Here is a 17,400-nt window from a genome sequence, read left to right as displayed (position 1 = left end):
ACCGCCTCGAACCGCCCTTCGGATCCGACCCCCGTTCGGCGACCGAACCGGCCCGCTGAATCCGTTGTGACGAAGCCCACGGGATGCCGCCCTGGTCATCAGCACTGATCTGCGCGTTGCACCATTGATGGGTCACCAAAGCGACGGAACAGTGGGAAGCGGGAAACAGTGGTGGACGTCCAGGGCACGGTCGAGGACGGCTTCGAGCCGGTCCGGGACGCATTCACGGCCAACTTCACCCGCCGCGGCGAGCGCGGCGCCGCCGTAGCCGTCTACCGCCACGGCCGCAAGGTCGTCGACCTGTGGGCCGGCACCAAGCACGGCGACGGCGGCGACGACCTCGGCCCCCGCGACGCAGGCCGCCCCGACACCCCCTGGCAGGCGGACACCGCGCAGGTCATCCGCTCCGCCACCAAGGGCATCGCCGCGCTCGTCCCGCTCCTCCTCCACCAGCGCGGACTGCTCGACCTGGACGCGCCGGTCGGCACGTACTGGCCGGAGTTCAAGGCCGCGGGCAAGGACCGCGTCCTGGTCCGCCACCTCCTGTCGCACCGCGCGGGCCTGCCCGTCCTGGACACCCCGCTCACCCCCGCCCAGGCCATCGACGGCGTCAGCGGCCCGGCCGCACTCGCCGCCCAGGCCCCCGCCTGGACCCCCGGCACCGACCACGGCTACCACGCCCAGACCTACAGCTGGCTGCTCGCCGAACTCGTCCTGCGGGTCACCGGCCGCACCATCGGCGACTGGATCGCCGAGGAAATCGCCACCCCCCTGGACCTCGACCTGTGGCTCGGCCTCCCGCAGGACCAGCAGTCCCGCGCAGGCCGCCTGAGCGCCGTGGAAACGCCGCCCCAGCCCGCATCCGGCGGCCTGCGGGTACGCCCCAAGCGCTCGGTCGCCGACGCGTACGGCGACCCGGAATCCCTCACCAGCCGCGCCTTCGGGGCCATCACCCCGCCCCCGGACGAGAACGCCCCCGCCTACCGCGCCGCCCCACTCCCGGCCTCGGCGGGCATCGCCACCGCCCGCTCCCTGGCCCGCTGCTACGCCGCCCTCACCGGCCCGGTCGACGGCCACCCCCGCCTCTTCGCCCCCGCCACCCTCACCCTCGCCCGCACCGAGGAATCCGCAGGCCCCGACCGCACCCTCGTCGTCAACACCCGCTTCGGCCTGGGCTTCATGCTGCACAGCGCCGCCTCCCCCCTCCTGGCCCCCGGCTCCTTCGGACACCCCGGCCGCGGCGGCGCCCTGGCCTTCGCCGACCCCGAATCCGGCCTGGCCTTCGCCTACATCACCAACGGCATGCAACGCGGCATCACCGCCGACCCCCGAGCCCAGTCCCTGGTGAAGTCCCTTCCGACGCCCTGACCCCCCGGAACCTGACACCGGCCTCGCACTTCGACCCTCACCCCCACCGGCGATCGGCCCCGCACGTCCATGTCGCACAACGGGCGAGGCCAACGGGCCGCAGGCGCAAGGCAGTTGAGGAATTGAGGACGGCCCGCCGACGGCCGCTCCGACCCACCCCACCCACGGGCCCGACGCCTCGGAGCCGGTGTCCGGGATCCGGCACCGGCTCTCAGCTCGTTCTTCACGATCTGACCTCGAACGATTCCCCGAACGTGAAAACGGCTTCCGTCTGATCCTGTGCTCCGGCCGAAGAGGCGCTTGACCAGCACGAAGGCCGGGGGAATGAGTCTGCCGGCGCCTCCTCCCCGGCCCCGGGCAGACCGGCCCGAAGAACTCGCCACCCGGTAGAACTATCCGGCCCGGTGCGCGCGTCCAACCTGGTGAACGACGCACAGAGTTGGCGGCTTTTGGCCGCGGCGCCTCTCCAGGAGAGCTGTGCGGAGAAAGACGTGAAGATATCCGATGGAGGAGTTCATGAAGTCCTGGCGCACTCGTATCGCTCTCGGTCTCGCCGTGGGTGCCGCCGTGGTCACCGTGCCGCTGACCGCCTCGGCCGCTTTCGCCGCCGGCCCTCCGCCCGGTGACGGCTGGCAGCCGGTCGGTGGCGAGTCGTTCGACTCCTGGCAGGCCTGCTACGACCAGATGCAGAGTGACCTGCCGCTGAGCCCCCAGTACCACGAGGCCACCTGCGTCAGCGACCCCCAGCCCGGCCTCCCCAACTTCTACTCGGAGTGGATGCGCTGAGCCTGTTCCTCACGGCCTGACCTCGAACGATTCCCGAACGTGATCGCTCGTACGAGGATTCCGGGTACGTGAACACGGCCTTCGTCTGATCCTGTGCCCCGACCGAAGAGGCACGTGACCAGCACGAAGGCCGTGGGGGAATCTGCGGCAACCTGGCGGCCGGCCGGAAGCGTTCGCGGTGGCGCCCCACTTCCGGGACGACCTCTTCGACTGCCTGACCGTGCGCGGGACGCGCTGTCCGAGCTGACCGACGTGCTGCTGTGCGCGGACGGCCCGGTGACCACACCGGTGGACCTCACACGCTGACGGCTGGGCACCGGCGCGGGCGCGGAGCGATGGACGGCGCGCCATGAAGAACAAGCTCAGCCCGCATGCAGCATCAGCCCGATCCCCACCACCATCAGACCGGCCGCGGCGATCCGCGGCGCGCCGAAGCGTTCCTTGAAGAACAGCGCCCCGATGGCCGCCCCGACGATGATCGACGATTCCCGCAGGGCCGCGATGGGGGCGAGCGGTGCGCGCGTCTGGGCCCACAGGACCAGGCCGTAGGCGAACACCGACAGGATGCCGCCGGCCAGCCCGCGCAGGGCGATCGGGCGGAGCTGGACGAGGAGTTCGCGGCGGCGGGTGGCCAGCGCGTAGGCGGGGATGGCCAGACCTTCGAGGAGCATCAGCCAGGCGATGTAGCCGAGCGAGGTGCCGGACGCGCGGACGCCGAGGCCGTCGACGGTGGTGTACGAGGCGATGGCCAGGCCGGTGGCGAGCGCCGCCAGGATCGCCGGCCAGTGCGGCCGGCTGCCGGAGCCGCGGATGCCCCAGAGGGCGACGCCGACCAGACCTGCCGAGGCCAGCGCGACCCCGGCCAGCGCCCAGCGGTCCGGGATCTCCCCGACGAAGACGGCGGCGAGGACGGTGACGACCAGCGGCGCGGTGCCGCGCGCGATCGGATACATCTGCCCGAACTCGCCCAGCCGGAACGACTGCATCAGCAGCGCCTGGTAGACGACGTGCAGCACGGCCGACCCGAGGAGGAACGGCCAGGCGGCCGCGGCGGGCAGCGGCGTGAAGACGGCCATGACCAGGCCGCAGAGCGCGCCGCCGCCTCCGACGAGCGTGAAGGCGATGAGCTGGTCGCGTATGCCGTGGGCGATGGCGTTCCAACTGGCGTGGGTGACCGCGGCGATCAGCACGGCCACGACGACGAGCGGCGTCATGCGGTGCGCTCGCGCACGTCCACGATGCGGCCCCGGGCGTACTCCACAAGGGACTTGGGATCCAGCGGGAAGACGGTGTGCGGGGTGCCGGCCGCGGCCCAGACCGTGCCGTGGACGAGCAGGCCGCGGTCGGCCAGCACGCGGGTGCGGGTGCGGTGACCGAAGGGCGGGACGCCGCCGATGGCGTATCCGGTGGTCTCGCGTACGAGGTCGGCGTCGGCGCGGCCGACCTTCGCCGCGCCCAGCTCGGCGCGCACCCGCTCCACGTCGACGCGGGAGGCGCCGTCCATCAGGACGAGCACCGGCTCGCCGTCGGCCGAGAAGACCAGGGACTTGACGATCTGGGCGAGCTCGCAGCCAACGGCGGCGGCAGCCTGGGCGGCGGTGCGGGTGGCGTCGGGGAAGCGGCGGACCTCGACGCTCAGGCCCAACTCCCGCAGTGCTTCGGCGAAGCGGGGGTGGGCCTGGTCGGCGGCGGTTTCGGGGACGGGCGCTGACGCGGAATCGCTCATGCCCCGCACGCTAGCGAAAGCTGTACGGGCCACGCGAGTGAGTTGTGACACGGCCGCCGGACGGCAGTGCGCCGCCCGGCAGCACAGCGATCAGCCCGCGGAGAGCAGCGCGCGGACCACCGGGCCCGCGTTGGAGCCTCCGTGACCGCTCGCCGGGACGAGCGCCGCCGCCGCGAGGTCGTTGCGGTAGGCGGTGAACCAGGCGTTCGGCTTCTTCTGGTTGTCGACCTCGGCCGACCCCGTCTTGGCGCCGATGTCTCCGCTGAGCCCGGCCATCGGCTCGACGGCGGTGCCGGATGTCGCGGTCGTGTTCATCAGCGACTTGATCGCGGCCGCGGTGTCCGGCTTCATCTTCCGCGGCGCGGTGGCCAGCGTCCGGTGGTCCAGGTCGGGCGAGACGAGGTACGGCTGCCGGAAGCTGCCGGACTGGGCGGTCGCGGCGAGCGAGGCGACGTTGAGCGGGTTCATCCGCACCCCGCCCTGGCCGATCAGCGAGGCCCCCATCTGGGCGTCGCTCTGCACCGGCACGGCGCCGTCGAAGGTGGGGATGCCGGTCTGCCAGTTCAGGCCGATGCCGAAGACGTCCCGCGCTTCCTTCGTCAGGTCGTCGTCGCCGAGGTCCTTGGCCTGCCCGATGAAGGCGTTGTTGCAGGACGCGGCGAAGGACTGCCGGAACGTGCCGTGCGGGAGGGAACTCATGGCGTCGTTGTGGAACTTGAAGCCGCCGACCGTCACGTACTTGGGGCACGGGTGCGGCTTGTCCGGCGAGGTCATGCCCTTGTCGATGAGCATCGCGGCCGTGACGATCTTCATCGTCGAACCGGGGGCGAGCGCGCCGCCGATGGCGACGTTGAAGCCCGTCGCGGGGGAGTGCGCGATGGCCAGGATCTCACCGGTGCTGGGCTTGACGGCCACCGCAGCCGCGCCCTTCTTGGCGTCGACCGACTTCTGCGCCGTCGCCTGGAGCGTGGCGTCCAGCGTGGTCTTCAGGGTGCCGGGCGTGCCCTTGGTCAGCTCCTTGAGCGTCTTGCCGGGCTGCTTGGCCTTCGGGGATCCGTCGCCGTGGTGGACGGCCAGCTCCAGTCCTGGCTTGCCGCCCGCCTTGTCGCCGTACTTCTCCCGCAGGCTCGCCAGGATGCCGGTCAGCTCCGGGTACTCCTTGGCCGTCAGCTCCTTGCCGTTGCGGTCCACGGCCTTGATCGGCGGCGCCTCGGCCTCGCCGGTACGCAGCGAATCGCCCTTGCCCAGGCCCGGGTAGAGCACGTCGGGCGCCCAGCCGACCTGCGGCTTGCCCGTCGTGGTGTCGCGCTTGAGGCGGAGCGTCCCGGTGTACGAGAACGGCGCCTGGTGACCCTTGTAGGCGATCTGCGCGGTGACCGTGTACGGCACCTTCTCGCCGGCCGGGGCGCCTGGTGTGAGCGTGACCTTCGAGAAGTGCGCCTGCTGGGCGAAGGTGCCCAGCGCGCTCTTCGCGGAGCCCGGGTCGTCGGTCAGCTCGGCGGCCTTCGCGGCGTCGGCCGACTGCCAGGCGGTGAGGAACTCCTGGGCCGTGGTGCGGACTTCCTTGGCGTCCAGCGGCCCCGTCTTCACCGGCGGCCGGTTCTCCCCGGCGCCCGCGGCCCGCACCCCCTGGGACGACGACCCGTCGGAGCCGTCGAACAGGACGAACCCGCCGACCACCCCCGCGACCAGCGCCGCCGATCCGCCGATCAGTCCGTACTTCACCTCACGGCGCATGCGTCCGTTCCCCTCCCAGATCCTCGTTCCTGAATACGCACACAAGAACGTGCTTCGCACTCTATGGGACGCGAGAGACCGGAGTGTCTCGATCAGGGCACGGTCGGGTGACGCGCAGTCGACAGCCTGTGACACAGCGGGTGTTGACGTCTCCTACACCCAGCTGTCGAACCACATCCGCTGATGCCACGCCGACTTGGGCAGCGGCAGCCCCGTATAGAGCGGATAGAAGTAGATGAAGTTCCAGACGATCAGCAGCACCAGGACACCCGCGCCCACCGCGCCGACGGCACGCCGCCGTTCCGTCGAGCCCGGCGGGCCGACGATCGCGCCGATCATCATCGCCACCGCCAGGCACAGGAACGGCACGAACACCACGGCGTAGAAGAGGAAGATGGTCCGCTCCTGGTAGAGGAACCACGGCAGATAGCCGGCCGCGACACCGCAGGCGATGGCGCCCGCCCGCCAGTCCCGCTTGAACAGCCAGCGGTAGAGGACGTACAGCAGCGCGAAGCAGGCCGCCCACCACAGCAGCGGGGTGCCCAGCGCCAGCACCTCGCGGGCGCAGCCCTCCGCCGCCGTGCAGCCGTCGTGCCCGGCCTTGGGGTCCTCGTAGAAGTACGAGACCGGGCGGCCCAGGACCAGCCAGCTCCACGGATTGGACTGGTAGGTGTGCGGGGTCGTCAGTCCGGTGTGGAAGGAGTAGACCTCGGTCTGGTAGTGCCACAGGCTGCGCAGCCAGTCCGGCAGCCAGGTCCAGGAACCGCCGCGGCCTTCCGGTGTGGTGGCCCAGGTGCGGTAGTAGCCGCCCTTGGTGGCGATCCAGCCCGACCAGGACGCGAGATACGTGGCGAGGGCGAGGACGACGGTGGAGCCGAAGGCCGGCAGCACGTCGAGCCGCAGCACCGACCGGAACGGCCGCCTGGCCCCCGCCGTACGCCGCGCGCCGACGTCCCACAGCACCGACATCAGGGCGAACGCGGCGAGGAAGTACAGGCCGTTCCACTTCGTGGCCGATGCCAGGCCCAGGCAGAGGCCGGCCGTCAGCCGCCACGGCCGCAGGCCGAGCCGCAGCCGGTCGCCGACCTGCCCGTCGGGCCGCGCCAGGCCGTCCCCGTCGACCGGCAGCGCGGCTGCGAGCCTGGCCCGGGTACGGTCCCGGTCCAGCAGCAGCGCCCCGAACGCGGCCACCGCCCAGAACATCACGATCAGGTCCAGCAGCGCGGTGCGGCTCATCACGAAGTGCAGCCCGTCGACGGCCAGCAGCCCGCCGGCCAGGCAGCCGAGTGCCGTCGACCGCAGCAGCCGCCGCCCGATCCGGCAGACCAGCAGCACCGACAGGGTGCCGAGCAGCGCCACCATGAACCGCCAGCCGAAGGGGTTCATCCCGAACGCCCACTCGCCGACCGCGATCAGCCACTTGCCCATCGGCGGATGCACGACGTACGAGGGATCGGAGTTCAGCAGGATCCGTGCCGGGTGGCCGATCAGCGCGTCGTTGGCGTTCTTGTCCCAGGTGCCCTCGTACCCGAACTGCAGCAGCGCCCAGGCGTCCTTGGGGTAGTACGTCTCGTCGAATATCACCTTGTGCGGGCTGCCGAGGTTCCAGAAGCGCAGCAGCCCGGCGAACAGCGTCACCAGCAGCGGGCCGCCCCAGCCCGACCAGCGGGCCAGCCGGCCGGCCAGCGCGGGCCCCGCGCCGCACACCTCCCACAGCCGAGTCCCCGGCTCGGGGAACGCGGGCACCAGCCGGGTGCGCACATCGGTCTGCGGCCACCCGGCGTACCCGAAGCGGCGCAGCCTGCGCTGCCACGCGGGCGGCCGGCGGGCCTGCTCGTCGGCGCTGCGGGCTACGGCGTCGGTCGCGGTGTCACTGGTCACCCGGCCCATCGTAGGGAAACGGCCTGTGGACGGCGCCGCACGCCGCCCGGCGGGTACCGACGGGTCGGGGCCGCGGCCCGCGGCTGGGAGGATGGGGGAGTGACTGGAACGCTGGTACTTGCAGGGACGCCCATCGGTGAGCTGGCGGACGCGCCGCCGCGGCTCGCCACCGAGCTGGCGGCCGCCGATGTGATCGCCGCCGAGGACACCCGGCGGCTGCGGCGGCTGACGCAGGGGCTCGGCGTCACCCCGACCGGACGGATCGTGTCCTACTTCGAGGGCAACGAAGCGGCCAGGACGCCCGAGCTGGCCGACGCGCTGGCCGGCGGCGCGCGGGTGCTGCTGGTCACCGACGCCGGGATGCCGTCCGTCTCCGACCCCGGCTACCGCCTCGTCGCCGCCGCCGTCGAGCGCGGCGTCAAGGTCACCGCCGTACCGGGCCCGAGCGCCGTACTGACCGCGCTCGCGGTGTCAGGACTGCCCGTCGACCGCTTCTGCTTCGAGGGCTTCCCGCCGCGCAAGCAGGGCGAACGCCTCTCCCGGCTGCGCGAGGTCGCAAACGAGCGCCGCACCCTCGTCTACTTCGAGGCCCCGCACCGCCTCGACGACACCCTCGCCGCGATGGCCGAGGTCTTCGGCGCCGACCGCAGGGCCGCCGTCTGCCGCGAGCTGACCAAGACGTACGAGGAGGTCAAGCGCGGCACGCTCGGCGAGCTGGCGCCGTGGGCGGCCGAGGGCGTGCGTGGCGAGATCACCGTCGTCGTCGAGGGCGCGCCGGACACCGGGCCGCAGGATCTGGGGCCCGAGGAACTGGTGCGCCGGGTGCAGGTCCGTGAGGAGGCGGGGGAGCGGCGCAAGGAGGCCATCGCCGCGGTCGCCGCCGAGGCGAAGCTGCCCAAACGCGAGGTTTTCGATGCCGTCGTTGCGGCCAAGAACGCGGCCAGGACCGCCCCTTCCGCGGGGAAATGATCTCGATCTGTCCTCGGGCGGGTAAATGACTACCCTGGAAGGTAAAGGAAGGGCCGAGCAGTGAGACGTTCTCCCTGCGTAGGGCCAAATCTGGGCCAATAGGTAAGAACGTCAGCTGCACCGCAGCCGGGAAGGGCGTCCACTGGGAGGTGGGACGCACGGTCCCCGGAGACCTTGTCCTGCGGACAAGAGGAGCGGCACATGAGCGACATCGCGGATATCCCCACCACCGGCACCCACCCCGAGCCCAGGACCGAGCCCGCGGCGCACGAGGCGTATGCCTTCGCCTGCATGCGATGCGGATACGGCTGGGAGCAGGCGTACGAGATAGAGCACCACATAGACGCGACCGGTGCCACGCACGTCGTCTACTACGCGGACGGCGAACGGGTGCCGTCGCCCCTGACCAGCCCGAAGTGCGGCAACTGCACCAGCAACGTCGTGCGCATCATGCGTGCGGGCCGGGTCTCGACGGTGTCGCACGCGATGGAGAGCATGTACCAGCGTCACACCGGTCACGCGGCGAAGAAGCCGGTCAGCGAGGCCGAGGCGTCCGCCGAAGCGGAGCGCCCGGTGCGCGGCACCGGCAGCACGGCCGCCGAGAGCGCCGGAGACCACCACTGGCACCTCTCCGACCTGCTGCACCCCTTCCACCACCACCGCAAGTGACGCGATGACCCCGCAGGGCACGCGGCCCGCCGTCCTGCCCTGCGCCCGGACGTGAGGCATGGCCGCGGTCCTCATAGGATCGCGGCCATGGACCGGAATGACGCCCCGCCGCCGCTGCCCGAACCGCTTCGGGTGCCGGTCGCCGACTCGCACACCCACCTCGACATGCAGGCGGGCACCGTCGACGAGGCCCTCGCCAAGGCCGCGTCCGTCGGCGTGACGACCGTCGTCCAGGTGGGCTGCGACCTGGCCGGGTCGCGCTGGGCCGCACAGACCGCCGCCGCCCACGACGCCGTGCACGCCACCGTCGCCCTGCACCCCAACGAAGCGCCCCGCATCGTCCTGGGCGACCCCGACGGCACCCCACGACAGGGCGCGCGTGAGGCCGGCGGCGACGGCGCCCTCGACGAGGCCCTGGCCGGCATCGACGAGCTGGCCGCCCTGCCACAGGTCCGCGGCGTCGGCGAAACCGGCCTCGACCACTTCCGCACCGGGCCCGACGGCATGGCCGCACAGCAGCGCTCGTTCCGCGCCCACATCGAGATCGCCAAGCGGCACGGCAAGGCCCTGGTCATCCACGACCGGGAGGCGCACGACGACGTCCTGCGGATCCTGCGCGAGGAGGGCGCACCCGAGCGCGTCGTCTTCCACTGCTTCTCCGGCGACGCCGAGATGGCCGGGATCTGCGCCGCGGCGGGCTACTTCATGTCGTTCGCGGGCAACGTCACCTTCAAGAACGCCAAGACGCTGCGCGACGCCCTCGCCGTCGCCCCCGCCGAACTGGTCCTCGTCGAAACCGACGCGCCCTTCCTCACCCCCGCGCCGTTCCGCGGCCGCCCGAACGCGCCCTACCTCATCCCCGTCACGCTCCGGGCGATGGCCGAGGTCAAGGGCCTGACCGAGGACGCACTGGCCACCGCGGTCGCGGCCAACACCGCGCGCGCCTTCGGATACTGACCGCGGACGCAGCAGCCGGGCCGCCGGGAGCCGGGTGCCCGCGCGCGGCCGTAAGCTTCAGCGGTGAACGAGCGCAGCGAGCGAACAACGGAAAGGCGCGCACCGTGGGTGACCACGGCGGCGCGCGGCGAGGCTTCGGGATGAGTGAGAGCAGCACCAGCGACGAGTCCGGCCCCCTGCTGGGCCCCGCCGATATCCGCGAGCTGGCCGCCGCGCTGGGCGTGCGTCCCACCAAGCAGCGCGGCCAGAACTTCGTCATCGACGCCAACACCGTCCGCCGGATCGTACGGACGGCCGAGGTGCGGCCCGACGATGTCGTCGTCGAGGTCGGCCCCGGCCTCGGCTCGCTGACCCTGGGGCTGCTGGAGGCCGCCGACCGGGTCACCGCCGTCGAGATCGACGAGGTGCTGGCCGCCGCGCTGCCCGCCACCGTCGCGGCCCGTATGCCCGGCCGCGCCGACCACTTCGCGCTGGTCCACCAGGACGCGATGCAGGTCACCGAGCTGCCGGGGGCCGCGCCCACCGCGCTGGTCGCCAACCTGCCGTACAACGTCGCGGTGCCGGTGCTGCTGCACATGCTCGCGACGTTCCCGACCATCGACCGCACCCTGGTCATGGTCCAGGCCGAGGTCGCCGACCGGCTCGCCGCCCGTCCCGGCAACAAGGTCTACGGCGTGCCGTCCGTCAAGGCGAACTGGTACGCCGAGGTCAAGCGCGCCGGATCGATCGGCCGCAACGTCTTCTGGCCCGCCCCGAACGTCGACTCAGGACTGGTCTCGCTGGTCCGCCGGGCGGCGCCGCCCGAGACCACCGCCACCCGGGACGAGGTCTTCGCCGTCGTCGACGCCGCGTTCGCGCAGCGCCGCAAGACGCTGCGGGCCGCGCTGTCGGGGTGGGCGGGTTCGGCGGCGGCAGCGGAGGCCGCGCTGGTCGCCGCCGGCGTCTCGCCGCAGGCCCGCGGTGAGGCGCTGACCGTCGAGGAGTTCGCGCGGATCGCCGAGCACAAGGGCTCAGGCGGGGCGCCCGGCATCCGCCAGGCCAAGGGGGGCGCGGCATGAGCGCATCGGTCACGGTCCGGGTACCGGCGAAGGTCAACGTCCAGCTGGCGGTCGGCGCCGCCCGCCCGGACGGCTTCCACGACCTGGCCAACGTCTTCCTCGCCGTCGGCCTCTACGACGAGGTCACCGCGACCCCCGCCGACACCCTGCGGATCACCGCCGATGGCCGCGGCGCCGACCAGATCCCGCTGGACCGGACGAACCTGGCCGCCCGCGCCGCCGAACTGCTCGCGGCCCGGCACGGCATCGCGCCCGGCGTCCACCTCCACCTCGCCAAGGACATCCCGGTCGCCGGCGGCATGGCGGGCGGCAGCGCGGACGCGGCCGGTGCCCTGCTGGCCTGCGGCACCCTCTGGTCGACGGGCGCCTCGCGCGAGGAACTCCTGGACATCTGCGCCGAGTTGGGCAGCGACGTGCCGTTCAGCCTGGTCGGCGGGGCGGCGCTGGGCCAAGGCCGCGGCGAGCTGCTGACCCCGCTCACCGTCGGCGGCACCTTCCACTGGGTCTTCGCGGTAGCCGACGGCGGCCTGTCCACCCCCGCCGTCTACCGCGAGTTCGACCGCCTCACACAGGGCACGGACGTCCACGCGCCCGAGGCGTCCGCCGCGGTCCTGACCGCACTGGAGTCCGGCGACGCCACCGCACTCGCCGGCGCGCTCACCAACGACCTCCAGCCCGCCGCCCTGTCCCTGCGCCCCTCCCTCACCGCGACCCTCGACGCCGGCACGGAGGCGGGCGCCCTGGCCGCCCTGGTCTCGGGATCCGGCCCGACGACGGCGTTCCTGGTCAAGGACCCGGAGGCGGCACAGCGGGTGGCGGCAGCCCTGACCGCGTCGGGCACCTGCGGCGCGGTACGCACGGCGGTCTCACCGGCGGTGGGGGCGACGGTCCTCTAGCGACGGTCCACTAGCCGACGAAGTGGTCGAACTCGCCGTTCTTCACGCCGAGGATGAAGGCGGCGAGTTTTTCCGGGGTGGTTTTGACGATGGTGGTGGGGTCGTCGCTTTCGCGTAGGAGTATTTCACCGGCGACTATGGCTGTTTCGAGGCACTGCGTGTTGGAGTTGGAGAAGCTCGACTTCTGCCACTTGATTTCGCTGTTCATTCCCTGACTCTCACGGTTCTTTTGTGACGTGGTGGATAAATCTTCGTGACTCTTCGGGTGTGAGTGCCGCCTGTTCGGCGCGGTCGAGCAGTGTGCGATAGCGGTCGAGGTCGGCGGCTGCATTCAAGAGGCTGTCGCCGACTGCGGTGTCGATGTGAACGGTATCGAGCTGTGGGGCGACGCCGCTCGCGTACATCACTGTCTGTGTCACATCGATGAAGTCCTCGCTCGTGAACGGGATGACCCGGAGGGTCAAGCCGGGGTGCTCGGACATGGACAAGAGGTGTTCGAGCTGCCCGCGCGCAACCTTTCGGCCGCCTACACGCATGCGCAGTGCCGCTTCATGAATGACGGCCAGGAATTTCGGCGGATCATCTCGATCCAAGATTTCCCGTCGCTTCATGCGATGCTCGACGCGGGCCTTCAGCTCGTCGTTGGGAAGCTGCGGAATGGCGCCGGTGAACAGGGCGCGTGCATAGTCCGCGGTCTGGAGAATGCCCGGAAACGTGACGGGCTGTAGATATCGCAGACCTGTGGCGTGGTGCTCAAGCTCAGCGATGTCGAGAAACCCGGGAGCGAGCACGCCGCGATAGTCGTCCCACCAGTGCTGTCCACGGTGCTCGCGCGCGATGGCGCACAACGCCTCGACAAGGGCCTCGTCATCGCAGGCGTAAAAGACGGCGAGCCGGCGGATGCGGTCTTCGCTGACTCCGATGCGCCCTGACTCGATGTGACTGATCTTGGCCTGGTCGGTCGAAACCATCCCCGCCGCCTCTCGGGCGGTCTTGCCCGCGCGCTCACGCAACTTGCGTAGCTCGCACCCGAGTCGAACTTGGCGGGCCGTTGGGTTGTCCCTCGGCGGCATGTCACCTTCCCCTTTTTGCGCACAGTTTCGCGCGTGACGGTGCGGACGGTCCACCCAACCTAGCTAATGCTGGGCGCCAACATTGCTACGGCGCATATTTGCCCCTACGGTCCGAGTAGTGCCGTGCAGCACGCGGGGAACTCCCCAAGTGCCGCCGTCTGCATGCCCGTTGGGCGGCCCGATCCAAGGGGCGTTCCAAGCGTCAACGCGCCGAACGCAGCGCACAGGAAGGTGTAGCCGCATGCCCATTCACCACTTCACCCCCGACGACGTACACGACAGCGCCGAGGAGCTGCGTACCGCGCTCAAGGACAACGGCATCACGCTGCCGTCGCTCGGCATCGACCTGCCCGGATTCGCGGGCAGCTACGGCGTCCCGCTCGTCGCCCTCGGCAACTGCAACGCGGCTACTGCGCGCCAGCTCACCGAGGTTCTGCGTAAGGCAGCCAGTCGTTGAGGCGGCGCCTCGTATACGCCGCCCGGGTGCCGCCCGGCCTGTTCCTCCTGTGCGGCGAGGACCAGCGCCTCGTCCGGCCGTACGTGCCCGCGTACGTACCCGCGTCGGAGGAGCGGCAGTGTCCTGCGGATCAGGACGCCAGACGCCAGGCGCTGGAGGAGGCCGTGAGGACACTCAACGCGTGGTCGTCCGGTGGGGGCGGGCGCTGCTGAGGCCGCCGGTATCCAGCGGCCCCGCCGCTCCCCGTAGGGGCGGGGATCCTTCATCGACCTGTCGGCCCGCAGGTCTCAGGCCCCCACGATCGCCAGCGACACCCCCCACGCCAGGGCGGGCAGGACCACCGCGGCCGCCAGGCAGATCCCGCCCGTCCTACGGCGGCTGCTCAGCCCCGCGACCGTGAGGACGGCGGCGGCGAAACCGGCCGCGAGCGGCAGCGCGCCGACCGTCCGCTGTCCGCCCGGCGAGCAGATGGCACGGGCATCCCCCTCGAAGCAGTTGTCGCCCGCCATCACCAGCAACGGCCCGAACAGCGCCGTCACCCCGGCGAACCCCAGCAGGAGCAGGCCGATGACGACGCGGCCCGCGACGGACGGCACCACGGGTGCGGACCGGTCCCCGGCCGACGGCGGAAGGACGGCGGGCGTCTGCTCATTGCTCATGAGGGCACGCTATGTCCGTCGGGCCCTGCCCGGCATCGGTACGGATGCTCACGTCCGGGCTGAGCCCTTTCCCGCGCCGACTAGGCTGGAACGGTCGATCGATGTGAAGCGCATCGTGGGGAAGCGCAGGAGAGCAATGGCCACCAACCTCGTCAATCTGGAAGCCGTCGGCAAGGTCTACGGGACGCGTGCCCTGCTCGACGGTGTCTCGCTCGGCGTCAACGAGGGGGACCGGATCGGCGTCGTCGGGCGCAACGGGGACGGCAAGACCACCCTGATCCGGATCCTCGCGAAGCTGGAGAGCGCGGACGACGGCCGGGTGACGCATTCCGGGGGCCTGCGCCTCGGGGTGCTGACGCAGCACGACTCGCTCGATCCGGAGGCGACGGTCAGGCACGAGGTCATCGGCGATCTCGCGGACCACGAGTGGGCGGGCAACGCCAAGATCCGTGACGTGCTGACCGGTCTTTTCGGCGGCCTCGACCTGCCGGGTTTCGGGCAGGGTCTGGACACCGTCATCGGGCCGCTGTCGGGTGGCGAGCGGCGCCGGATCGCGCTGGCCAAGCTGCTGATCGCCGAGCAGGACCTGATCGTGCTCGACGAGCCGACCAACCACCTCGACGTGGAGGGCATCTCCTGGCTGGCCCAGCACCTGCGGGCCCGTCGCTCGGCGCTGGTGGTCGTCACGCACGACCGGTGGTTCCTGGACCAGGTCTGTACGCGGATGTGGGACGTGCAGCGCGGTGACGTGCACGAGTACGAGGGCGGCTACAGCGACTACGTCTTCGCGCGGGCCGAGCGGGAGCGGATCGCGGCCACCGAAGAGGTCAAGCGGCAGAACCTGATGCGCAAGGAGCTGGCGTGGCTGCGGCGCGGTGCCCCGGCGCGTACCAGCAAGCCGCGGTTCCGGATCGAGGCGGCGAACGAGCTGATCGCGGACGTGCCGCCGCCGCGGGACACCGCGGAGCTGATGAAGTTCGCCAATTCCCGGCTGGGCAAGACGGTGTTCGAGCTGGAGGACGTCACGGTCCAGGCCGGTTCGAAGGTGCTGCTGAAGCATCTGACCTGGCAGCTGGGCCCCGGCGACCGGATCGGTCTGGTCGGTGTGAACGGCGCGGGCAAGACGTCGCTGCTGCGGGCGCTGGCGGAGGCGGCCCGTTCGCAGGGCGAGCGGCAGCCGGTGGCGGGCCGGGTGGTGGTCGGCAAGACCGTCAAGCTGGCGTATCTCTCGCAGGAGGTCGCCGAGCTGGATCCGGCGCTGCGGGTGCTGGAGGCGGTGCAGCGGGTGCGGGAGCGGGTGGATCTCGGCAAGGGCCGGGAGATGACCGCGGGGCAGCTGTGCGAGCAGTTCGGCTTCAGCAAGGAGAAGCAGTGGACGCCGGTCGGCGATCTGTCGGGCGGTGAGCGGCGGCGGCTGCAGATCCTGCGGCTGCTGATGGACGAGCCGAACGTGCTGTTCCTGGACGAGCCGACCAACGACCTCGACATCGAGACGCTGACGCAGCTGGAGGACCTGCTCGACGGCTGGCCCGGTTCGCTGATCGTCATCAGCCACGACCGGTATTTCGTGGAGCGGACCACCGACCGGGTGTTCGCGCTGCTGGGTGACGCGGCGCTGCGGATGCTGCCGCGTGGCCTGGACGAGTACATCGAGCGCAGGCAGCGGATGAGCGAGGCGGCGGCTCCGGCGCCCGCGCAGGCGGCGGCGCCGAAGAAGGCGGCGGCGGTCAACCGCGCGGCGCAGAAGGAACTCCAGAAGATCGAGCGGCAGTTGGACAAGATCGGTGACAAGGAGGCGAAGCTGCACGCGCAGATCGCCGAGCACGCCACCGACTTCGAGAAGGTCGCGGGTCTGGACGCGCAGCTGCGTGAACTGGCGGGCCAGCGCGAGGAGTTGGAGATGAGCTGGCTGGAGCTGGCCGAGGAAGCCTGAGCCGCGGGGCGCCGGGCCGCGGCCCGGGGGCACCGGCGGCAACCGGCCCCGTGGCCGCCGCATCCCGGTAATCCGGCCGACTTCCGTACCGCGGGGGCGCGTATCGCCCTACGAGCGTGTAGCTTCCCGTGGACGGAGGGGCCCGGCGGGGGCCGGGGGCGGCCCCGCCGGATGGAGAGGGTGCTGGATGGGCGTGCGGCTCATGGTGGTTGACGATCACCGTCTGCTTGCCGAGGCGCTCGCCTCGGCCCTGAAACTGCGCGGTCACCGGGTGCTCGCGGCGGCCGCGCCGTGTGCCGGGGCCGCGGATCTGGTGGTCAGCAGGGCGCCTGAGGTGTGCCTGCTGGGGACGGCCGAGCCGGCCGCGCAGGGCGCGTTCGACCCGGTCGCGCGGATCAAGAGGGAGCGGCCGCAGATCGCCGTGGTGGTGCTGGGCCCGGTGCCCAGCCCGCGGGGGATCGGCGCGGCCTTCGCGGCCGGGGCGTCCGGCTATGTCCGGCACGACGAGCGGATCGAGGGTGTGGAGCGCGCCATGCTGCGGGCGCGGGCCGGTGACGCGGCCGTCGCCCCGCAGCTGTTGCAGCAGGCGTTCGACGAGCTGCTGCATCCGGTGGCGCAGCCGGACGACGAGGGGGCGCGGCTGCTGGCGCTGCTGACCCCGCGGGAGGTCGAGGTGCTGATGCGGGTCGCCGACGGCGAGGACACCCGGCAGATCGCGGCGGGGATGGGGACGGCGCCGAGCACCGCGCGTACGCATGTGCAGCGGGTGCTGATGAAGCTGGAGGTCGGCTCGCGTCTTGAGGCGGCGGCGCTGGCGGCGCGTACGGGGCTGCTGGAGCGGATGGCGGGGGCCGGCGGCTGACCGCGGCCCGGGTGGGCGCCGCGGTCAGCCGTCCCCGCCGTGGGGCCGCTCAGGTCAGTGGGCCGGGGGCCCGTCCGCCAGGTCCTCGCGGATCTCCTCGGCGGTCGGCGGGACGGCCGGCCGCAGCTTGAGCCAGATGAGGAAGAACAGTCCGAGGGCGAGCATGCCCAGGCCCGTCCAGAGGTTGATGTTGATGTCCTGGGCCTTCTTGAGGTCGGCGTCGGATGCCGTGATGCCCGCGATGGTGACGATCACGCCGTAGACGACGAACAGGCCGCCGATGATGCGCCGTACGTCGAAGAGCCGCGCGGCGGTCGCGGACTCGCGTTCCAGTTCCTCGACTTCGTGCTGGTAGTCGCTCATGGGTGC

18 protein-coding genes and 1 pseudogene are annotated in these 17,400 nt (G+C 71.7%); 11 read left to right on the top strand and 8 right to left on the bottom strand.

Annotated elements, in window-relative coordinates; translation table 11 throughout:
• Positions 1-168: 168 nt before the first annotated feature.
• From LIU39_RS09440 to LIU39_RS35225, 3 genes and pseudogenes are all read left to right on the top strand, one after another.
• Positions 169-1,368: a serine hydrolase domain-containing protein gene (locus LIU39_RS09440; RefSeq protein ID WP_227046154.1), complete on the top strand. Its 1,200-nt coding sequence runs from the start codon at positions 169-171 to the stop codon at positions 1,366-1,368.
• Between the two features lie 516 nt (positions 1,369-1,884).
• Positions 1,885-2,154: a hypothetical protein gene (locus LIU39_RS09435; protein ID WP_227046153.1), complete on the top strand. Its 270-nt coding sequence runs from the start codon at positions 1,885-1,887 to the stop codon at positions 2,152-2,154.
• Positions 2,155-2,296: 142 nt separating this feature from the next.
• Positions 2,297-2,492 (top strand): annotated as a pseudogene (locus LIU39_RS35225) (NF041680 family putative transposase); the annotation flags it as partial.
• Positions 2,493-2,516: 24 nt separating this feature from the next.
• Here LIU39_RS35225 and LIU39_RS09430 read toward each other — a convergent pair.
• From LIU39_RS09430 to LIU39_RS09415, 4 genes are all read right to left on the bottom strand, one after another.
• A complete protein-coding gene (locus LIU39_RS09430; RefSeq protein WP_227046152.1) occupies positions 2,517-3,368 on the bottom strand; it encodes an EamA family transporter in 852 nt (283 codons plus the stop codon).
• A complete protein-coding gene (locus LIU39_RS09425; RefSeq protein WP_227046151.1) occupies positions 3,365-3,880 on the bottom strand; it encodes a YbaK/EbsC family protein in 516 nt (171 codons plus the stop codon). The genes LIU39_RS09430 and LIU39_RS09425 overlap by 4 nt, the downstream gene beginning before the upstream one ends.
• Positions 3,881-3,970: 90 nt before the next feature.
• Positions 3,971-5,617, bottom strand: a complete 1,647-nt coding sequence (locus LIU39_RS09420; RefSeq protein WP_227046150.1) for a penicillin-binding transpeptidase domain-containing protein — start codon at positions 5,615-5,617, stop codon at positions 3,971-3,973.
• Positions 5,618-5,770: 153 nt separating this feature from the next.
• Complete coding sequence (locus tag LIU39_RS09415) at positions 5,771-7,507, bottom strand: dolichyl-phosphate-mannose--protein mannosyltransferase (protein WP_227046148.1); 1,737 nt, start codon at positions 7,505-7,507, stop codon at positions 5,771-5,773.
• A 90-nt stretch (positions 7,508-7,597) separates the two neighbouring features.
• On the opposite strand from LIU39_RS09415, the gene rsmI reads away from it, so the two are divergent.
• The 5 genes from rsmI (at position 7,598) to LIU39_RS09390 (ending at position 12,047) form a co-directional block, all read left to right on the top strand.
• The gene (rsmI, locus tag LIU39_RS09410) at positions 7,598-8,467 is read left to right on the top strand and encodes a 16S rRNA (cytidine(1402)-2'-O)-methyltransferase (protein WP_227046147.1); all 870 of its coding nucleotides are present in this window, start codon (positions 7,598-7,600) and stop codon (positions 8,465-8,467) included.
• 201 nt (positions 8,468-8,668) lie between these two features.
• Positions 8,669-9,136: a hypothetical protein gene (locus tag LIU39_RS09405; RefSeq protein WP_227046146.1), complete on the top strand. Its 468-nt coding sequence runs from the start codon at positions 8,669-8,671 to the stop codon at positions 9,134-9,136.
• A gap of 87 nt (positions 9,137-9,223) precedes the next feature.
• Positions 9,224-10,093: a TatD family hydrolase gene (locus LIU39_RS09400; protein ID WP_227046145.1), complete on the top strand. Its 870-nt coding sequence runs from the start codon at positions 9,224-9,226 to the stop codon at positions 10,091-10,093.
• Between the two features lie 140 nt (positions 10,094-10,233).
• On the top strand, positions 10,234-11,151 hold the full coding sequence (gene rsmA, locus LIU39_RS09395) for a 16S rRNA (adenine(1518)-N(6)/adenine(1519)-N(6))-dimethyltransferase RsmA (RefSeq protein ID WP_227046143.1): 918 nt from the start codon (positions 10,234-10,236) through the stop codon (positions 11,149-11,151).
• Positions 11,148-12,047: a 4-(cytidine 5'-diphospho)-2-C-methyl-D-erythritol kinase gene (locus LIU39_RS09390; protein ID WP_227046141.1), complete on the top strand. Its 900-nt coding sequence runs from the start codon at positions 11,148-11,150 to the stop codon at positions 12,045-12,047. Before rsmA ends, LIU39_RS09390 begins: the two co-directional genes overlap by 4 nt.
• A gap of 10 nt (positions 12,048-12,057) precedes the next feature.
• Here LIU39_RS09390 and LIU39_RS09385 read toward each other — a convergent pair whose 3' ends face one another.
• Both LIU39_RS09385 and LIU39_RS09380 read right to left on the bottom strand, forming a co-directional pair.
• Positions 12,058-12,255, bottom strand: coding sequence for a DUF397 domain-containing protein (locus LIU39_RS09385; RefSeq protein WP_227046138.1), 198 nt, complete (start codon positions 12,253-12,255; stop codon positions 12,058-12,060).
• 10 nt (positions 12,256-12,265) lie between these two features.
• Complete coding sequence (locus LIU39_RS09380; RefSeq protein ID WP_227046137.1) at positions 12,266-13,120, bottom strand: helix-turn-helix domain-containing protein; 855 nt, start codon at positions 13,118-13,120, stop codon at positions 12,266-12,268.
• Between the two features lie 241 nt (positions 13,121-13,361).
• Between LIU39_RS09380 and LIU39_RS09375 the strand changes: the two genes are divergently transcribed.
• The gene (locus LIU39_RS09375) at positions 13,362-13,577 is read left to right on the top strand and encodes a hypothetical protein (RefSeq protein ID WP_227046135.1); all 216 of its coding nucleotides are present in this window, start codon (positions 13,362-13,364) and stop codon (positions 13,575-13,577) included.
• 287 nt (positions 13,578-13,864) lie between these two features.
• Here LIU39_RS09375 and LIU39_RS09370 read toward each other — a convergent pair whose 3' ends face one another.
• A complete protein-coding gene (locus LIU39_RS09370) occupies positions 13,865-14,236 on the bottom strand; it encodes a hypothetical protein (protein WP_227046134.1) in 372 nt (123 codons plus the stop codon).
• 136 nt (positions 14,237-14,372) lie between these two features.
• On the opposite strand from LIU39_RS09370, the gene LIU39_RS09365 reads away from it, so the two are divergent.
• Positions 14,373-16,169 carry an ABC-F family ATP-binding cassette domain-containing protein gene (locus tag LIU39_RS09365; RefSeq protein ID WP_227046133.1) on the top strand — a complete coding sequence of 599 codons (1,797 nt, stop codon included), beginning with the start codon at positions 14,373-14,375 and terminating at the stop codon, positions 16,167-16,169.
• Positions 16,170-16,356: 187 nt separating this feature from the next.
• Positions 16,357-17,031 (top strand): response regulator transcription factor, encoded by a 675-nt coding sequence (locus LIU39_RS09360; RefSeq protein WP_227046132.1) that lies wholly within the window; start codon positions 16,357-16,359, stop codon positions 17,029-17,031.
• A 54-nt stretch (positions 17,032-17,085) separates the two neighbouring features.
• Here the strand turns inward: LIU39_RS09360 and LIU39_RS09355 are convergent, their stop codons facing one another.
• On the bottom strand, positions 17,086-17,394 hold the full coding sequence (locus LIU39_RS09355; protein ID WP_227046131.1) for a hypothetical protein: 309 nt from the start codon (positions 17,392-17,394) through the stop codon (positions 17,086-17,088).
• Between the last annotated feature and the right edge of the window lie 6 nt (positions 17,395-17,400).

The sequence above is a fragment of the Streptomyces pinistramenti genome, assembly GCF_020564935.1.
GTDB classification, from domain to species: Bacteria; Actinomycetota; Actinomycetes; order Streptomycetales; family Streptomycetaceae; genus Streptomyces; species Streptomyces pinistramenti.
Note: the sequence above shows the minus strand (reverse complement) of the source record. Positions and strands in the feature narration are given on the sequence as shown.